The sequence below is a fragment of the Streptomyces dangxiongensis genome (assembly GCF_003675325.1).
Lineage (GTDB): Bacteria > Actinomycetota > Actinomycetes > Streptomycetales > Streptomycetaceae > Streptomyces > Streptomyces dangxiongensis.
The window spans coordinates 4,974,177-4,989,452 of the sequence record NZ_CP033073.1 but is presented as its reverse complement, the minus strand read 5'-3'; the positions used below and the strand labels follow the sequence as shown (position 1 = coordinate 4,989,452).

Annotated in this window: 19 protein-coding genes and 1 tRNA gene; 14 read left to right on the top strand and 6 right to left on the bottom strand. The window is 70.7% G+C overall.

Translation table 11 applies throughout. The features are described 5' to 3' along the window. Positions 1–76: 76 nt before the first annotated feature. Together D9753_RS22470 and glmS are read left to right on the top strand one after the other, a co-directional pair. Positions 77–334, top strand: a complete 258-nt coding sequence (locus D9753_RS22470) for a hypothetical protein (protein WP_121788619.1) — start codon at positions 77–79, stop codon at positions 332–334. A 54-nt stretch (positions 335–388) separates the two neighbouring features. Then, entirely contained in the window at positions 389–2,206 is a 1,818-nt protein-coding gene (glmS, locus tag D9753_RS22465; RefSeq protein WP_121788618.1) for a glutamine--fructose-6-phosphate transaminase (isomerizing), read from the top strand. Between the two features lie 338 nt (positions 2,207–2,544). On the opposite strand, the gene D9753_RS22460 is transcribed toward glmS, so the two are convergent. After that, positions 2,545–3,072: a universal stress protein gene (locus tag D9753_RS22460; protein WP_121788617.1), complete on the bottom strand. Its 528-nt coding sequence runs from the start codon at positions 3,070–3,072 to the stop codon at positions 2,545–2,547. Between the two features lie 319 nt (positions 3,073–3,391). Between D9753_RS22460 and D9753_RS22455 the strand changes: the two genes are divergently transcribed. From D9753_RS22455 to D9753_RS38740, 5 genes are all read left to right on the top strand, one after another. Next, positions 3,392–3,661: a hypothetical protein gene (locus D9753_RS22455; protein ID WP_205614231.1), complete on the top strand. Its 270-nt coding sequence runs from the start codon at positions 3,392–3,394 to the stop codon at positions 3,659–3,661. A 378-nt stretch (positions 3,662–4,039) separates the two neighbouring features. Continuing rightward, on the top strand, positions 4,040–5,260 hold the full coding sequence (locus tag D9753_RS22450; RefSeq protein WP_121788616.1) for a helix-turn-helix domain-containing protein: 1,221 nt from the start codon (positions 4,040–4,042) through the stop codon (positions 5,258–5,260). A 140-nt stretch (positions 5,261–5,400) separates the two neighbouring features. Then, positions 5,401–6,003 carry an oligoribonuclease gene (gene orn / locus D9753_RS22445; protein ID WP_121788615.1) on the top strand — a complete coding sequence of 201 codons (603 nt, stop codon included), beginning with the start codon at positions 5,401–5,403 and terminating at the stop codon, positions 6,001–6,003. 114 nt (positions 6,004–6,117) lie between these two features. Continuing rightward, positions 6,118–6,190 (top strand) — tRNA-His (locus D9753_RS22440). Between the two features lie 252 nt (positions 6,191–6,442). Next, the gene (locus D9753_RS38740; RefSeq protein WP_276209442.1) at positions 6,443–6,565 is read left to right on the top strand and encodes a hypothetical protein; all 123 of its coding nucleotides are present in this window, start codon (positions 6,443–6,445) and stop codon (positions 6,563–6,565) included. 24 nt (positions 6,566–6,589) lie between these two features. Here D9753_RS38740 and D9753_RS22435 read toward each other — a convergent pair whose 3' ends face one another. The 3 genes from D9753_RS22435 to D9753_RS22425 form a co-directional block, all read right to left on the bottom strand. Next, positions 6,590–6,799 carry a hypothetical protein gene (locus D9753_RS22435; RefSeq protein WP_121788614.1) on the bottom strand — a complete coding sequence of 70 codons (210 nt, stop codon included), beginning with the start codon at positions 6,797–6,799 and terminating at the stop codon, positions 6,590–6,592. Positions 6,800–6,865: 66 nt separating this feature from the next. Beyond that, positions 6,866–7,447, bottom strand: a complete 582-nt coding sequence (locus D9753_RS22430; protein ID WP_121788613.1) for an HD domain-containing protein — start codon at positions 7,445–7,447, stop codon at positions 6,866–6,868. Between the two features lie 12 nt (positions 7,448–7,459). Next, a complete protein-coding gene (locus D9753_RS22425) occupies positions 7,460–8,578 on the bottom strand; it encodes a helix-turn-helix domain-containing protein (RefSeq protein ID WP_121788612.1) in 1,119 nt (372 codons plus the stop codon). A 125-nt stretch (positions 8,579–8,703) separates the two neighbouring features. Here D9753_RS22425 and D9753_RS22420 point away from each other — a divergent pair, with 125 nt between their 5' ends. From D9753_RS22420 to D9753_RS22405, 4 genes are read left to right on the top strand one after another with little or no spacing between them, the layout of a single operon-like run. Beyond that, positions 8,704–9,252: a hypothetical protein gene (locus tag D9753_RS22420; RefSeq protein ID WP_240468242.1), complete on the top strand. Its 549-nt coding sequence runs from the start codon at positions 8,704–8,706 to the stop codon at positions 9,250–9,252. A gap of 23 nt (positions 9,253–9,275) precedes the next feature. Next, positions 9,276–9,590 carry a hypothetical protein gene (locus D9753_RS22415; protein WP_240468241.1) on the top strand — a complete coding sequence of 105 codons (315 nt, stop codon included), beginning with the start codon at positions 9,276–9,278 and terminating at the stop codon, positions 9,588–9,590. Then, positions 9,587–10,060, top strand: a complete 474-nt coding sequence (locus tag D9753_RS22410; RefSeq protein WP_121788610.1) for a hypothetical protein — start codon at positions 9,587–9,589, stop codon at positions 10,058–10,060. Before D9753_RS22415 ends, D9753_RS22410 begins: the two co-directional genes overlap by 4 nt. After that, on the top strand, positions 10,030–10,806 hold the full coding sequence (locus tag D9753_RS22405; protein ID WP_121788609.1) for a hypothetical protein: 777 nt from the start codon (positions 10,030–10,032) through the stop codon (positions 10,804–10,806). The genes D9753_RS22410 and D9753_RS22405 overlap by 31 nt, the downstream gene beginning before the upstream one ends. Before the next feature lie 39 nt (positions 10,807–10,845). On the opposite strand, the gene D9753_RS39385 is transcribed toward D9753_RS22405, so the two are convergent. Further along, positions 10,846–10,995 carry a helix-turn-helix domain-containing protein gene (locus D9753_RS39385; RefSeq protein ID WP_163010760.1) on the bottom strand — a complete coding sequence of 50 codons (150 nt, stop codon included), beginning with the start codon at positions 10,993–10,995 and terminating at the stop codon, positions 10,846–10,848. Positions 10,996–11,544: 549 nt separating this feature from the next. Here D9753_RS39385 and D9753_RS22395 point away from each other — a divergent pair. From D9753_RS22395 to D9753_RS22385, 3 genes are all read left to right on the top strand, one after another. Beyond that, a complete protein-coding gene (locus D9753_RS22395; protein ID WP_077060004.1) occupies positions 11,545–11,748 on the top strand; it encodes a cold-shock protein in 204 nt (67 codons plus the stop codon). Between the two features lie 349 nt (positions 11,749–12,097). Beyond that, on the top strand, positions 12,098–13,576 hold the full coding sequence (locus D9753_RS22390) for a DEAD/DEAH box helicase (protein WP_121788607.1): 1,479 nt from the start codon (positions 12,098–12,100) through the stop codon (positions 13,574–13,576). A 45-nt stretch (positions 13,577–13,621) separates the two neighbouring features. Then, positions 13,622–13,942: a CBS domain-containing protein gene (locus D9753_RS22385; protein ID WP_394346739.1), complete on the top strand. Its 321-nt coding sequence runs from the start codon at positions 13,622–13,624 to the stop codon at positions 13,940–13,942. 162 nt (positions 13,943–14,104) lie between these two features. Here the strand turns inward: D9753_RS22385 and D9753_RS22380 are convergent, their stop codons facing one another. Continuing rightward, positions 14,105–15,160 (bottom strand): LacI family DNA-binding transcriptional regulator, encoded by a 1,056-nt coding sequence (locus D9753_RS22380; RefSeq protein WP_121788606.1) that lies wholly within the window; start codon positions 15,158–15,160, stop codon positions 14,105–14,107. Positions 15,161–15,276: the final 116 nt, after the last annotated feature.

Sequence of the window (15,276 nt, the reverse complement as noted above, 5' to 3'; positions counted from 1 at the left end):
AGAGATCCAACAGGCGCCTGCCCGGAATCGGGCACGATTCTTGCGAAAGAGACGCCGGTACTCCAGGATCTACCGGGTGCACGACGAACTCGTTGATCATCTGACGCGGTCCACGCCCCTGAGCCGGGGCGAGGCGCTGCGCGTGGTCCAGGACGTGCTCGCCTACTTCGACGAGACGACCGCCGAGTACGTCCGTCGCCGCCACCGTGAACTCCAGGCCCAGGGCCTGGTGAACACGGAGATCTTCGGACGGATCGAGGCGGACCTGAAATACCGCGCGGTCGCGCCGCCGGAGCTGACGCTCAGGCAGTTGCGCCGCATGGTCTACGGCTGAGAACCGGCCGTACCGGACCAGCGACACCAGCGACACCCAAGGGGTACCTCTTACATGTGCGGAATTGTCGGATACATCGGGAAGCGTGACGTGGCGCCCCTCCTGCTGGAGGGCTTGCAGCGCCTGGAGTACCGCGGCTACGACTCCGCGGGCATCGTCGTCACCTCCCCGAAGACGCCCGGCCTGAAGATGGTCAAGGCCAAGGGCCGGGTGCGCGACCTGGAGGTCAAGGTCCCGGCGCGCTTCAAGGGCACCACCGGTATCGCCCACACCCGCTGGGCCACCCACGGCGCCCCCTCCGACGCGAACGCCCACCCGCACATGTCGGCCGACCAGAAGGTCGCCGTCGTCCACAACGGCATCATCGACAACGCCGCCGACCTGCGCCGCAAGCTGGAGGCGGACGGCGTCGAGTTCCTCTCCGAGACCGACACCGAGGTCCTCACCCACCTGATCGCCCGCTCCCAGGCCGAGAAGCTGGAGGACAAGGTCCGCCAGGTGGTGCGTCTGATCGAGGGCACGTACGGCATCGCCGTGCTGCACGCCGACTTCCCGGACCGGATCGTGGTGGCCCGCAACGGCTCCCCGGTCGTCCTCGGCATCGGCGAGAAGGAGATGTTCGTCGCCTCGGACATCGCCGCGCTGGTCACCCACACCCGGCAGATAGTGACCCTCGACGACGGCGAGATGGCCACCCTCAAGGCCGACGACTTCCGCACCTACACCACCGAGGGCACCCGTACGACGGCCGAGCCCACCACCGTGGAGTGGGAGGCCGAGTCGTACGACATGGGCGGCCACGACACGTACATGCACAAGGAGATCCACGAGCAGGCCGACGCCGTGGACCGCGTGCTGCGCGGCCGCATCGACGAACGGTTCTCCACCGTGCACCTCGGCGGGCTGAACCTGGACGCCCGCGAGGCCCGGCGGATCCGCCGCGTGAAGATCCTCGGCTGCGGCACCTCCTACCACGCGGGCATGATCGGCGCCCAGATGATCGAGGAGCTGGCCCGCATCCCCGCCGACGCCGAGCCCGCCTCCGAGTTCCGCTACCGCAACGCGGTCGTGGACCCCGACACCCTGTACGTCGCGGTGTCGCAGTCCGGTGAGACGTACGACGTCCTCGCCGCCGTGCAGGAGCTGAAGCGCAAGGGCGCCCGCGTCCTCGGCGTGGTCAACGTGGTCGGCTCCGCGATCGCCCGCGAGGCCGACGGCGGCATCTACGTGCACGCGGGCCCCGAGGTCTGCGTCGTCTCCACCAAGTGCTTCACCAACACGACGGTCGCCTTCGCGCTGCTCGCCCTGCACCTCGGCCGCACCCGCGACCTCTCCGTCCGCGACGGCAAGCGGATCATCGAGGGCCTGCGCCGGCTGCCGGCGCAGATCACCGAGATCCTGGCGCAGGAGGAGGAGATCAGGAAGCTGGCGGAGAGCTACGCCGACGCCCGCTCGATGCTCTTCATCGGCCGCGTCCGGGGCTACCCGGTGGCCCGCGAGGCCTCCCTGAAGCTCAAGGAGGTCTCCTACATCCACGCCGAGGCCTACCCCGCCTCCGAGCTGAAGCACGGCCCGCTGGCCCTCATCGAGCCGGCCCTGCCGACGGTCGCCATCGTCCCCGACGACGACCTGCTGGAGAAGAACCGCGCGGCCCTGGAGGAGATCAAGGCCCGCGAGGGCAGGATCCTGGCGGTGGCCCACCGGCACCAGGAGAAGGCGGACGAGACGGTGATCGTCCCGAAGAACGAGGACGAGCTGGACCCGATCCTGATGGGCATCCCGCTCCAGCTCCTCGCCTACCACACGGCCAAGGCCCTGGGCCGGGACATCGACAAGCCGAGGAACCTCGCCAAGTCGGTCACGGTCGAATAGGCGGCGGAACGGACCCCCACGTGTGCCACCCAGCACGTGGGGGTCCTTCCCGTGCCGCGGTCCATCGGCCGGTGGCCGTCACCCCCCGGCCGGCGGCACGCCACGGAGGGGACGCGAACCGGCGCCTCTCCTGCGTGTGTGGTGGTGCGATGACCGCTATATGCCCTGCGCAAGGGCGCGAACCACCTCTACGCACGAGTAGTTTCGGGTCGGGGCGGGGAAGTTGACGGCGTGTGAGACCGCCCGGGAACGACGGGCGGGGAGCGACGGCCGGGAAGCGACCTTCGGGGAGTGACCGTCAGGGCAGGACCGTCAGGGCAGGACGAGCAGGATGAGGTTCAGGGGATGACGATCACGGGCCGCCGCGCCCGCTTGGCGAGCCGCCCGGCGACGGAGCCGAAGATCCGGCCGACGATGCCGTGCGTGGAACCCACGACGATCGCGTCCGCCTCGTACTCCCGCCCGACCTCCTCGAGCTCGTGGCAGATGTCGCCGCCGCGCTCGACCAGGATCCAGGGCACCTCGGCCAGATAATCCGCGCAGGCCAGCTCCAGCCCGAGGACCTCGGTGCGGTGGTCCGGGACGTCGACGAAGACCGGCGGCTCGCAGCCGGCCCACACGGTGGTGGGCAGCCGGTTGGCGACATGGACGATGATCAGGCCGGAACGGGAGCGGTGGGCCATGCCGATCGCGTAGGCGAGGGCGCGCTCACTGGAGTCGGAGCCGTCGAAGCCGACGACCACTCCGTGCCGGAAGGCGGGATCGCAGGACGGGCGTGAGTCTGCCGCCGCCAGGGGATCGGCCGCCGTGGGATCGGCGACCGGCCGCTTGCGGTCCGCGGGTTCGAAGAATTCGTGACCGGCCATGACTGTCTCGGCGTCGTGATCCTTTATGGGGGACAGTGTGCGGCGTAGGTGCGGCGGAGCTGTGTCCGGGAAACATCTTCCCGGGCCCTTACCCATAAGGGTACGGCGGCAAGCCTCCTGAGCCCAGATCCCGCGCACGCTCCGTGAGCGGCCCCTGACGTCCGCAGGGGTTCACCGGAGCATGCACGAGCCGCGCCCGTAACGCAACGGTCGCTGCCCGGTACAGGCGGTTCGCACGGGGTACACGGACGCGCGGCCGGTGACCGACGGGCCGTAGGCACGTTGAACCGGGGTGAACCACCGCCACAGGGAGTACGAGATGCCCGCACCCCGGTCCCCTCGCGACCCGCGGTCCGCGCCGGACACCGTGAGTGATGTGATCCGCTGGGCAGCCTTCAGTTGTGTGCTCGTGCCGGTCGTCCTCCTCTGGTACGGCACCTCGCTGGCCGGCGCCACGGGCACCGCACTGGGCCTCGCGGCCGTCACGGCCGTCTGCCGGTGGCTGCTGCGCCGCTCGGAGCGGTGCGCCGAGCGTTGCGACGCGCAAAAGGGCGGGCGGCACACTCGCGGGCAGACACCGGTCGACTGACCTGTTTCCGTACCTTCGAGCGCTGCTTTTCAGCCAACTTCTGGATACCGGCCAAGGGGGGTTCCGCACCACCCTCAACCCCCGTTCCACCTGCACGGAAAGGGTCCACAGGCCGCTGCGCACCCTACGCGGTTTGGCCACCGCGACAAGGCGCACTTCCCTGTGCGTCTTCCGAGTGCAACGCTTCGTGATCGAATGCTTCACGCCAAGTTGTCATGTCGACAATGTGGCGTGTGTGCAACTGGTCACCGTGCCCACGCGGGAGCCAGTAAATTCGATCTTGACTGTCTTACGGCGGGGGACTCGTGCAGGACCGAGGGGAAACGTGCAGGAGCGACACGACCTAGGAGCCGCGACCACCGAGGGGGGCTTAGCAGGATGAGCCACGACTCCACTGCCGCGCCGGACGCCGCGGCCCGGAAACTGTCCGGGCGACGACGCAAGGAGATCGTCGCGGTACTGCTGTTCAGCGGCGGTCCCATCTTCGAGAGTTCCATACCGCTTTCGGTGTTCGGGATCGACCGCCAGGACGCCGGAGTACCGCGCTATCGCCTGCTGGTGTGTGCCGGCGAGGAAGGCCCGCTGCGGACCACAGGGGGCCTGGAACTCACCGCGCCACATGGGCTGGAGGCCATCTCACGCGCCGGGACGGTCGTCGTACCGGCCTGGCGCTCGATCACCTCACCGCCCCCGGAGGACGCGCTCGACGCGCTCCGCCGGGCGCACGAGGAGGGGGCCCGCATCGTCGGCCTGTGCACGGGCGCGTTCGTGCTCGCTGCGGCCGGCCTGCTGGACGGCCGCCCGGCGACCACCCACTGGATGTACGCGCCGACGCTGGCCAAACGCTATCCGTCCGTGCACGTCGATCCGCGGGAGCTGTTCGTCGACGACGGCGACGTCCTGACGTCGGCCGGCACGGCCGCGGGCATCGACCTGTGTCTGCACATCGTGCGGTCGGACCACGGCAACGAGGCGGCCGGCGCGCTCGCCCGGCGCCTGGTGGTCCCGCCGCGCCGCAGCGGCGGACAGGAGCGCTACCTCGACAGGTCTTTACCCGAGGAGATCGGCGCCGACCCGCTCGCCGAGGTCGTCGCCTGGGCGCTGGAACACCTCCACGAGCAGTTCGACGTGGAGACACTGGCGGCACGCGCCTATATGAGCCGCCGTACGTTCGACCGCCGGTTCCGCTCGCTCACCGGGAGCGCTCCGCTCCAGTGGCTGATCACCCAACGGGTGCTCCAGGCACAGCGGCTGCTGGAGACGTCGGACTACTCGGTGGACGAGGTGGCGGGCCGGTGCGGTTTCCGCTCGCCGGTCGCGCTGCGCGGGCACTTCCGCCGCCAGCTCGGCTCGTCCCCCGCCGCCTACCGGGCCGCCTACCGGGCTCGCCGCCCGCAGGGCGACCGGCCGGGTGAGGCCGAGCCGGCGATGCCGTCGCCCGGCCAGCACGGATCGCCCATGGGCCTGTCCGGCCACGGACCGATGGGCGCCGGGGCCGCCCTGCTCCACTCGGAGCGGGACGGCGGGGTGCCGATGCAGAGCCGCCGCGCGACGGCCGGCGCGGTGGGCCTGCTCCCGGGCCCGCGCAGCGGCAACTGAGCAGAGGCGGGAGAAAGCAGGCGAAAGCCGGAGCAAGGGGGACGGAGCACGACTCCGTCCCCCTTACTCATGTGCGTCCGCGCGCTGCCCCGCACCGACGCGGGGCATCGAAACGCGGACGTCAGCTTTAGGGTGGTCGCATGAACGATCGCATGGTGTGGATCGACTGCGAGATGACCGGCCTCTCGCTGTCCGACGACGCGCTCATCGAGGTGGCCGCCCTCGTCACCGACTCCGAGCTGAACGTACTCGGCGAGGGGGTGGACATCGTCATCCGGCCGCCGGCCCGGGCGCTGGAGACGATGCCGGAGGTGGTGCGTCGGATGCACACCGCGTCCGGGCTGCTCGACGAACTGGAGCGGGGCACGACGCTGGCCGACGCCGAGGAACAGGTCCTCGCCTACGTCCGGGAGCACGTCAAGGAGCCCGGCAAGGCCCCGCTGTGCGGCAACTCGGTCGGCACCGACCGCGGTTTCCTGCTGCGGGACATGCCGACCCTGGAGGGCCACCTCCACTACCGGATCGTCGACGTGTCCTCCATCAAGGAGCTGGCCCGCCGCTGGTACCCGCGGGCGTACTACAACAGCCCCGAGAAGAACGGCAACCACCGGGCCCTCGCCGACATCCGCGAGTCGATCGCCGAGCTGCGCTACTACCGCGAGGCCGTCTTCGTCCCGCAGCCCGGCCCGGACTCCGACACCGCGAGGACGATCGCCGCCCGGCACGTCCTGCCCTCCCGGTAACCGCCCCGGGGCCGCGTGGGCGCCCGCGCGAAAACCTGTGCGCGAGCATCCCTTCGGACCCTGTAGACTTCTTCTCGGCCGGTCGGGGAAACGACAGTTCCACCGCCGGTCATGGTGGGTGTAGCTCAGCTGGCAGAGCACCTGGTTGTGGTCCAGGATGTCGCGGGTTCAAGTCCCGTCACTCACCCTGAATGATCAAGGGCTGACCTGCGTAAACGGGTCAGCCCTTGGTGTCGTTCGGGCACCTTGGGAACAGAGGGGAACACGACCCCCTCTCCAGGGCCCGATTCGGGCCGTATCTCCCCCATGGGAGGGGCATGGCAGCAAGTGACCGTACGGCTGCGTGAAAGGCCACGGCTTTGTCGAGCCGGAGACTGTCTCCCGGCGACAGGGATCTGATCGCTACGCCCAGCGGTAGCCGACAATCTCACCGGCATCGATGAGCGGACCCACAAGGACTACGGACTGGCAGGCCGCCACCGCTGTGTTCATGCGCAAGGTGGACGGCAAGCTCGAGCTCTTGTTCCTGCGGGAACAGCGCACCCGCCCCGGCCAACGCTGACACGGCCCCTCGGCCCTCGTCCTCCTACGGGAGGGCGAGGGCCGTTTCGTCATGCCCGGGGCCGGCCGCTGCCTCACGCTGCCGGGCCGCCGCCCACTCGATGACGAGCTGCTCGTACCGGGCTCGATCCTGGGAAGTGGGCCGTCCTGCGGAGCGGTGCCACAGCTCACGGATCTCGGCGTTGACCACGGCGGCCGGGCGCGCGGGACCACGGCCGGGGACATCGGGGGACATGCGGCCAGAGTAAGTGCTCCCACTGACAGCGGGGAGGGCGTCAGGGCCCTTTCGTCATGTCCGGGGTCAGCCCTTCTCGCCCATGGCCGCGCGTAGCCAGTCGAGAGGCGCCTGGGCCAGCAGCTCATCAGCGAGCCGCTGCCCGGCCGCCGTGACGATACGGGCCCGGCTGTTGTCGACCCATCGCTGGGCCGCCTCATACCCCTGCCCCCGGTACTCCAGGCCCTGCAACATGCACTCGAGCTTGTCCGCGTCGCGCGCGCAGATGGCCTCGGGCGTCTCGCGCGCCTCGTACTCGGCGACGACGGCGCGGATGGCAGTACGCAGGATCTCGGGCATGCCGACCGTCTGGTCCACCGTCACTGCCTCGGGGTCGCCCGGGTCGGTGTACTTCTTCCCCAGGTGATTCACGTCGCCCGTGCGCGTCTCCTTCGTATCGTGCCAGACCGCCAGGTGCGCGGCACGCGCGGCATCCGCGCCCTCCAGAGTGGCGATCACCGAAGCGATGACGGACGTGCGCCATGCGTGCTCGGCGACACTCTCGGGGTCACGAACGCCGGCCATCCACCAGCCCGTTCTGCGCGCCGTCTTGAGAGTGCCCGCCTCCCACAGGAAGTGGGCTACGTCCGTCAGATCCTGATCAGCCACGGGTCTCCCCTTTCACGCCTCGGCGAGGCGGATTGCGTACCTGATGCCCTCCAGCTCCCGCCGAGCCTGCGGCGACAGCCCGGAGTTATCCAACATCACCGGTAGGCGTTCGCGTAGGGCTCGCCCGGCAGCTGACCGCGCACGCAACAGGTTCGGGCGGGCGGCGAGCAGCGCCCACAGGGTGTGGACGTTGAGGTCAAAGAAGCCGTGCCGTGGCGTCAGTCCTTGGACCAGGTGGGCCATCAGCCGGTCGCCGTGCCAGGGCCCGGGGGGCTCGCCAATGAAGTCGTCCGACAGCTGGATGTGCGGGGCCTCGCCGATCCAGTACGCCCAGTAGTTGAGGTTCGCCACCTCAGCTCTGGCGTCGTCGCCAAGGGTGCGCGTGATGAAGTGCGTCATGCGGTCCCGGTCGCCTTGGCGGGCGGCCACGGCGGCGACGGAGCGGGAGTTGAGCCACTGCGTCAGCCAGTCGTCCGGCCGCTCCGTCCGCTGCTGGTGCGCCAGCCACTCGGATGTGTCGGCGTCCTGGTCGAACCCAGCAAGGTAGAGGGCCTGCCGGCGCAGCAGGAAGTCCTGGCCACCTCGGGCCTGCTCGGCCGTCTGCCGCATCCGAGCGAAGAAGCGGCGACGGTCAACCGCGGGCAGCTCCGGCGCCGTCGGCACCGGACCGCGGCGCGGACGAGGGGGCGCTGGTAGACGACGCAGCGGCGTGGGAGGCCCACCGTTGAGCGGCCACGTCAGCACCTCAACGAGGTCACGCTGCATGACCCAGGTGCCGAGCGGGCTGGCCTCGGCCGGCCCCTCGTCCTCGTCGAGCACGCTGGACAGCAGCATGTCCGCTTCCATCGCCCGTTCCAGCACGGCCAGCAGCGCGGGCGCCGGGCCCATCTGCATGAGCCGATTGCGATGCACCAGCATCTGGCCCACGGGCAGGGAGGTCAGTGGGCGTCGCCCGGTCTCCCACCCGGCCACGGTGTCCGGCGCCACTCTGAAAACCTCGGCGAGGCTGTCCTGGGTGTGCCCCATCTGCTCGCGGATGACCCGGAAGGCGTACCCGGAAATGATGCCCGAGCGGCCTCGCGCGGACGCTCCCTGACCGCCGGTCAGGGTTTCCTTCGCCTGATGCCCCATGACGCCCCCCTACTCACCCCTGGCGAGCCGTTACCCGTACTCACGGTCACTACAAGCGGTGATCACGCCTACCTAATGTCGTGAGTGACAACCGGGCAACTCAGCGTAGTAGGAGTGATGCCGCCATGACCGCCCATGCCTATGGGAAGAAGACCCGGATGCCCGTCGTCTGGAGCAGGCGGGAGGCTGTTCCGGTGAGTCGTCAGCCCGCAGAGGCGATCCGAGCCTGGCTCGCCGGCGCGCACCCGACCGCTCAGGTCCGCCTGGAGTGGACGACGCAGCGCCTGGCGCTGGTGCCACTCCGCGACGAACTCGGCGCCGTACGCATCCCGGGCGACATCCTTCACGCGGCCGTCGGCACCGACGACCCCCGGACGGTCGCAGCAACCGTCCGGGACCAGTTGCACGGGCCGGTCATCCACGACGTACGCACCGCCCTCGGCCCGACCTACTGGGCGCTGGTGCCCTACCGCGGCCACGCCCACTGGGGCGGGGCTGCGGACACGCCGCTGCTCGGCCCCGGTACCTACCTCGGCGTACCGGACATCGGCGTCACCGAGCCGCCCGGCGCGTACTGGGTGGTGCAGCCGTACGGCCGTGGCAACCTCTGCGAGCTGCCAGCCGTCGCCGCCTTCATCCAGCGCGGCCGCCACGCAGTGGAGGTCCCGGCATGAGGCCTGCCCACACCACTGCTGTGATGTTTCTCCCCACCGACTTCGTACCGCACATCCCGCTGCCGCGCCTGGAGCTCCTGTCCGAGGCCCGGACGCGCGGCGCAGAGTGCGTCTGGGGCGGCGAGGCGCTGAACACGGATACCGCCATCGATCTGAACGAACGCGTCACCGGCACCGGCACGCACTGGTTCCCCCGCGCCTGCCGACCCTGCCTGAGGAGAGCCGTACGGGCCGCCCGCGGCCGGCACCCGGGCGACTGCGCGGAATGCGCGGACGCCACCCACCTGTGTGAGACACGCCATGCCCTGCACGACCTCCTGCTGGAGTTGAGCCGATGACGGTACAGATCGCCGAGGAGCTGGCGCGCCTGCACCGGCTCATCAGCTGGTACGACGTGCCGCAGCAGTCTGCCGACGGCCGCCCTCACCGGCGAGGCCTGCGTCTGGTGCTCGACGCCGGCCGACAGTACGGCCGTGCATCTGGAGCCGACCGAGATTCCCCGGCAGAGATGCACGGACTGCTACGCGGCCCGGCTCGCCTGGTGCATCAGCTCGTACGACTGGCACAAGCACGTCGAGGCGTGCACCGCCTGCCGGCAGCGGCGGGTCGCTACGTCGGACACGGCCGGCGCGTCCCGCACGAGCTGACCATCGGCCCGGCCGACAAGGAGGCCCCGTTCTGCATCATCTGCGTGAAGGCGCCGTCGGCCGCCGAGCCGACGGTACCTGTGCGGTGGGAGGGGCTCGACCGGCTGTACCTGAGCTGCGCCCACGCTGTGTGCGCGAGCAGCCGGTGGGCCGCCCGGTGACCGGCATCCGCCCCGTCCAGTACTGGGACGGCACCCCCGTCCCGTTCATCACCGGCTGGTCCCGGGAGCACATCCCGCCGCAGCCCCTGGTCGCCCGCCGCGGCTGGAGAGGTACCACAGGCCTCGGTTTTCAGGACGAGACCAGCCACGTCGACCGGCACTACGACGCCCTGTGGCCGCGTATGTCCGCTGCACGCGGCGGCCGCCCGGACTTCGTGACCGTTCACGCCCTACGGCAACGGCAGGCCATGAGCCGCTTCCTGTGCCAGGTGTGCGGCGGGCCGACGCTCGGCACACGGCGGCCCGATGAGCGGACGCTGTTCCTGGCCGGCTCAGCAGCCGGCCGGCCGCTGACCGACGGGGAGCGGACGGCGTCGCCGCCGCTCCATGCGGTCTGCGCCCGACTCGCGGTGGAGCACTGCCCTCCCCTGGGCAAAGGGTGGGTCGCGGCCCTCGTCTCACACACACCGGTGTGGGGCGTATCAGGTCTGCTGTACGACCCGCATACCCTCCACTCTCTGCCCACGGCCGACCCCACGGGCATGCATCACGTCCCCTTCACGGACGAGCTGCGCCTGCGCTGGGTGCTGGCCATGCGCCTCGTCGTCACGCTGGTGGACGTCACGCCCGTCACCGATCTCGCTGCCCTGGCCGACGAGGAGGTCGCCGTGGGCCGGGGCACACCTGACTCCCGTGGCTGGCGGGCCGACAAGCCGGCCACGGGTACAGCTCCAGCGCGGTCCTGACGGCGAATCGGGCAGCGCTGGAGGGAGGCGGCCACCTCGTCATCCCCATCGGGGCGGCGGCTCATCCACCGACTGCACGAGCTGGACGCCGATCGCGTCGGCGATCCGGATGAGCGTGTCCAACTTCGGTGAGCTGTGCCGATGCTCGATGCGGCTGTAGGTCTGATGTCGATGCCGGAGCGGCCGCACACGTCTTGCTGGCTGAGGTTGTGCTGCTCGCGTACGGCGCCTTGTGTGCCGGATAGGCCGTTCTGCACGAGCAACACTGAGCCGGGTGGTATGTCCCCACTTTCAGGCATCGCCGCAGGTCAGACGTGTAACAAGATCTGGTTCAAGTCCCGTCACTCACCCTCGAAGGTCAAGGGCCGATCCGGAGAACCGGATCGGCCCTTGATCGTTTTTGTGTGCCCGGAGCGGCGGGACAGCCGGCCGGCCCGCCGCCCCGCGCCCCTCCCGCCCCTCGTGCCCCTCCTGCCCCCGCGCGGGACATGACCCCGGCGGTGAGCGAATATCTGTAGTCGGGAAGCGAGAATTCGGAGCGATTCGGAGTCAGCATTTCTCAAACGGGCGGGCCGGGAGGGATTAGTCACCCGGCAGGGCCGCACACGCCGTGCTACTGTCGTTTCCAGTTGCAGTTGTGGTTCCCAAAAACTCCAAGCTTTCCGGAGGGGCGATCAACGCGGCGACGCGGAGTCCGCACAGTGTGGACTCCGGGCACTGCCCCGAAGGAGATTTGACATGGCATCTGGCACCGTGAAGTGGTTCAACGCGGAAAAGGGCTTCGGCTTCATCGAGCAGGACGGCGGCGGCCCCGACGTCTTCGCCCACTACTCGAACATCGCCGCCCAGGGCTTCCGTGAGCTGCTCGAAGGCCAGAAGGTGAACTTCGACATCGCGCAGGGCCAGAAGGGCCCGACGGCCGAGAACATCGTTCCCGCCTGACATACGCGCACTGTGAGCTGGGGCCCGCACCTTGGGGTGCGGGCCCCAGCTCATGAAGTATCCGGGCACAACCCTCCCCCGGTCCCGGCGCCCGTCCGACGCGACGGGCCCTGAACCGCGGGTTCACGCGCAGTGGGTGTGCCGATCCTGCTCCGGACACATGTTCCGTATGAGCTTCGATCCCGGCCGACGACCCCTGCCGTCACTTTTTTCTCCAGCGATCGCGGCCTTTTCCCCTGGCCGCATTTTCTTTCGCTGCTGTTTTCATTCTGGCCCGTTCTCGCGATTCTCCGTGCGGCTATCTTCCGCGGTAATTCCTTGACACGAGCCGCATCGAGGAAGGTTCCGCATGAACCGCACACGTACGTCCGACCGCTCCCGCACCCGTTCGAGCGGCGGCTCCGACCGCGCCGCCCGCTGGGGTGGTTCGGGTCGCTCCGGCAAGCCGAGCCGCTCGGGCGGCCAGGGCCGCCGGGCCTCCGTGCAGGGTGAGTTCGCCCTGCCCGTCTCCCAGACCCCGGCGCTGCCCGCCGTCGAGGCGTTCGCCGATCTCGACATGCCCGAGCAGCTACTGGCCGCGCTCCGCGCCGAGGGGATGAGCGTGCCGTTCCCGATCCAGGCCGCCACCCTGCCCAACACCCTCGCCGGCCGTGACGTCCTGGGCCGCGGGCGCACCGGGTCCGGCAAGACCCTGGCGTTCGGTCTGGCCCTGCTGGCCCGGACCGCCGGGCAGCGCGCCGAAGCACGGCAGCCGCTGGCCCTGGTCCTCGTCCCCACCCGCGAGCTGGCCCAGCAGGTCACCGACGCGCTCACCCCGTACGCCCGCTCGGTCAGGTTGCGGCTCGCCACGGTCGTCGGCGGCATGTCGATCGGCCGCCAGGCCGCGGCGCTGCGCGGTGGAGCCGAGGTCGTCGTCGCCACTCCCGGACGGCTGAAGGACCTCATCGACCGCGGCGACTGCCGGCTGAACCAGGTCGGCATCACCGTCCTGGACGAGGCCGACCAGATGACCGACATGGGCTTCATGCCCCAGGTCACCGCCCTGCTCGACCAGGTCCGTCCGGAGGGGCAGCGGATGCTCTTCTCCGCCACCCTGGACCGCAACGTCGACCTGCTGGTCCGCCGCTACCTGACCGACCCGGTCGTGCACTCGGTCGACCCCTCGGCCGGCGCGGTGACGACGATGGAGCACCACGTGCTGCACGTCCACAGCGCCGACAAGCAGGCCACCACGACCGAGATCGCCGCCCGCGACGGCCGCGTGATCATGTTCCTGGACACCAAGCACGCGGTCGACCGGCTGACCCAGGACCTGCTCAACAGCGGAGTGCGGGCCGCCGCGCTGCACGGCGGCAAGTCGCAGCCCCAGCGCACCCGGACGCTGACGCAGTTCAAGACCGGGCACGTCACCGTCCTCGTCGCCACGAACGTCGCCGCCCGCGGCATCCATGTCGACAACCTCGACCTCGTGGTCAACGTCGACCCGCCGACCGACCACAAGGACTACCTCCACCGCGGCGGCCGTACGGCCCGGGCGGGCGAGTCCGGCAGCGTCGTCACCCTGGTCACCCCCAACCAGCGCCGCGGCATGACGCACCTGATGTCGAGCGCCGGCATCCTCCCGCAGATCACCCAGGTCCGGCCCGGAGAGGCGGAGCTGAACCGCATCACCGGTGCGCAGGCCCCCTCCGGCGTGCCGGTCGTCATCACCGCTCCGGTGGCCGAACGCCCGCAGCGCGGCACCGCCTCCCGCTCCCGGCGCGGTCGCCCCTCGCAGTCGTCCCGCCGGCCCGCGCGGCGACGGTCCACCACCGAGACGGCCGCCTAGCCAATTCGCCGACGGCACACCACCAACCCATCGAGGAGGCACCCCTTGGCATCCGTCCGCACACAGCTCCACACGGCGAACGCGACACCCCTCGATGCGGCGGTGGCCGACGCCACGGGCTCTCCCGGGCCGAAGGCGTGGGGTGACATGACCGTCGAGGTGGCCATGTCCGTCATGGCCGGCGCCCGCATCGGGTACCTGCCCGTCTGCGACGAGGACGATCTGTGCACCGGCCTGGTCACCCAGGCCCAGCTCACCGTCGTCCGCGACAGCGCCACGTACACCGACCGCCTCCGCCTGCGCGACCTCACCGGCCCCTGCCCGACGGCTTCCGCCGGGACGGTCGACACCGGGTACGCGGCGTAGCGGAGCCCGCGCGTCGGGTCGCCGACAGGGGGCGGGGGCTGCCCACCGTTTCCGGCCGCGGGCACGTCGTGGCCGGTCGCGCAGTTCCCCGGGGCGTCACGGGGACGCCCGTGTCAGCTCAGCAGCACCGTCGGCAGGACCGCCCGGCGGTGCTGACGCACGTCACGAGGACGCCCGTGTCACCAGTTCCGTAGGCAGGACCGCCTGGCGGCGGTCCAGGCCCCGGGACGCGGCCGGGCGGCGGTCGGCGATGTCCGTGAGGAGCAGGTCGATCATCGCGCGGCCCATCTCCTCTATGGGCTGGCGGACGCTGGTCATGGGCGGGTCCATGTGCCGGGCGATGGCCGAGTCGTCGTAACCGACCAGGGCGATGTCGTCGGGGACGCGGCGGCCCGCCTCCCGCAGCACCTGCCGCGCGCCCGCCGCCATCACGTCCGAGCCGGCGAAGACCGCGTCCAGGTCGGGATGCCGGTCGAGCAGGACCGTCATCGCGCGCCGGCCGCCCTCCTCCGTGAAGTCACCCGTCTCGATGAGCCGTTCGTCCGCCGCGTGGCCCGCGTCGCGCAGGGCCGCGCGATAGCCGTCGACGCGCCGCTGGGCGCCGTAGACGTCCGGCCGCCCGGTGATGTGCGCGATCCGGCGGCGGCCGCGGCTCAGCAGGTGCTCCACCGCCGAGCGGGCCCCGCCGTAGTTGTCCGAGTCCACCGAGGTGAGCGACTCCGCCGCCGAGCGCGGGCCGCTGATCACGGCCGGGATCTCCAGCCGGGCCAGCAGGTCCGGCAGCGGGTCGTCGGCGTGGACCGAGACCAGCAGCACGCCGTCGACGCGGTGGGCCGCCAGGTACTGGGCGAGGCGTCGGCGCTCCCGGTCGCTGCCGGCGAAGATCAGCACCAACTGCATCTCGGTGTCGGAGAGTTCGGAGCCGACCCCGCGCAGCATGTCCGAGAAGTACGGCTCGGCGAAGAACCGGGTCTCCGGCTCGGGGACGACGAGCGCGATGGCGTCGGTGCGGTTGGCCGCGAGCGCGCGGGCGGCGTTGTTGGGGACGTAGCCCAGTTCGGCGACGGCCGCCTCGACCGCGGCGCGGGTGACGTCGCTGACCCGGGGCGAGCCGTTGATCACCCGGGAGACCGTGCCTCGCCCGACCCCGGCCCGGGCGGCGACCTCTTCGAGCGTGGGCCGTCCCCCGCCCCGGCCCCGCCCTCCGTGGCTTGCCATGGGCTCCGCCTCTCTCGACAGCAATTCCGGCTGGCTGGAATCTAACAGTCCTGGCCAGAGCGGCGAGCGGCAGCGGGCGCCCGGCGCGGTCCAGTTAACACTCCGATAACTGAACG

Bases quoted from the DNA above. Each gene is read 5' to 3' on its own strand.
- D9753_RS22410 (WP_121788610.1), top strand. From the start codon at position 9,587: ATGACGGTACAGATCGCCGAGGAGCTGGCGCGCCTGCACCGGCTCATC.
- D9753_RS22380 (WP_121788606.1), bottom strand. From the start codon at position 15,160: ATGGCAAGCCACGGAGGGCGGGGCCGGGGCGGGGGACGGCCCACGCTC.
- D9753_RS22460 (WP_121788617.1), bottom strand. From the start codon at position 3,072: ATGGCCGGTCACGAATTCTTCGAACCCGCGGACCGCAAGCGGCCGGTC.
- D9753_RS22390 (WP_121788607.1), top strand. From the start codon at position 12,098: ATGAACCGCACACGTACGTCCGACCGCTCCCGCACCCGTTCGAGCGGC.
- D9753_RS22435 (WP_121788614.1), bottom strand. From the start codon at position 6,799: ATGTCCCCCGATGTCCCCGGCCGTGGTCCCGCGCGCCCGGCCGCCGTG.
- D9753_RS22415 (WP_240468241.1), top strand. From the start codon at position 9,276: ATGTTTCTCCCCACCGACTTCGTACCGCACATCCCGCTGCCGCGCCTG.
- D9753_RS22420 (WP_240468242.1), top strand. From the start codon at position 8,704: ATGACCGCCCATGCCTATGGGAAGAAGACCCGGATGCCCGTCGTCTGG.
- D9753_RS22395 (WP_077060004.1), top strand. From the start codon at position 11,545: ATGGCATCTGGCACCGTGAAGTGGTTCAACGCGGAAAAGGGCTTCGGC.
- orn (WP_121788615.1), top strand. From the start codon at position 5,401: ATGAACGATCGCATGGTGTGGATCGACTGCGAGATGACCGGCCTCTCG.
- glmS (WP_121788618.1), top strand. From the start codon at position 389: ATGTGCGGAATTGTCGGATACATCGGGAAGCGTGACGTGGCGCCCCTC.
- D9753_RS38740 (WP_276209442.1), top strand. From the start codon at position 6,443: ATGAGCGGACCCACAAGGACTACGGACTGGCAGGCCGCCACCGCTGTG.
- D9753_RS22455 (WP_205614231.1), top strand. From the start codon at position 3,392: ATGCCCGCACCCCGGTCCCCTCGCGACCCGCGGTCCGCGCCGGACACC.
- D9753_RS22450 (WP_121788616.1), top strand. From the start codon at position 4,040: ATGAGCCACGACTCCACTGCCGCGCCGGACGCCGCGGCCCGGAAACTG.
- D9753_RS22425 (WP_121788612.1), bottom strand. From the start codon at position 8,578: ATGGGGCATCAGGCGAAGGAAACCCTGACCGGCGGTCAGGGAGCGTCC.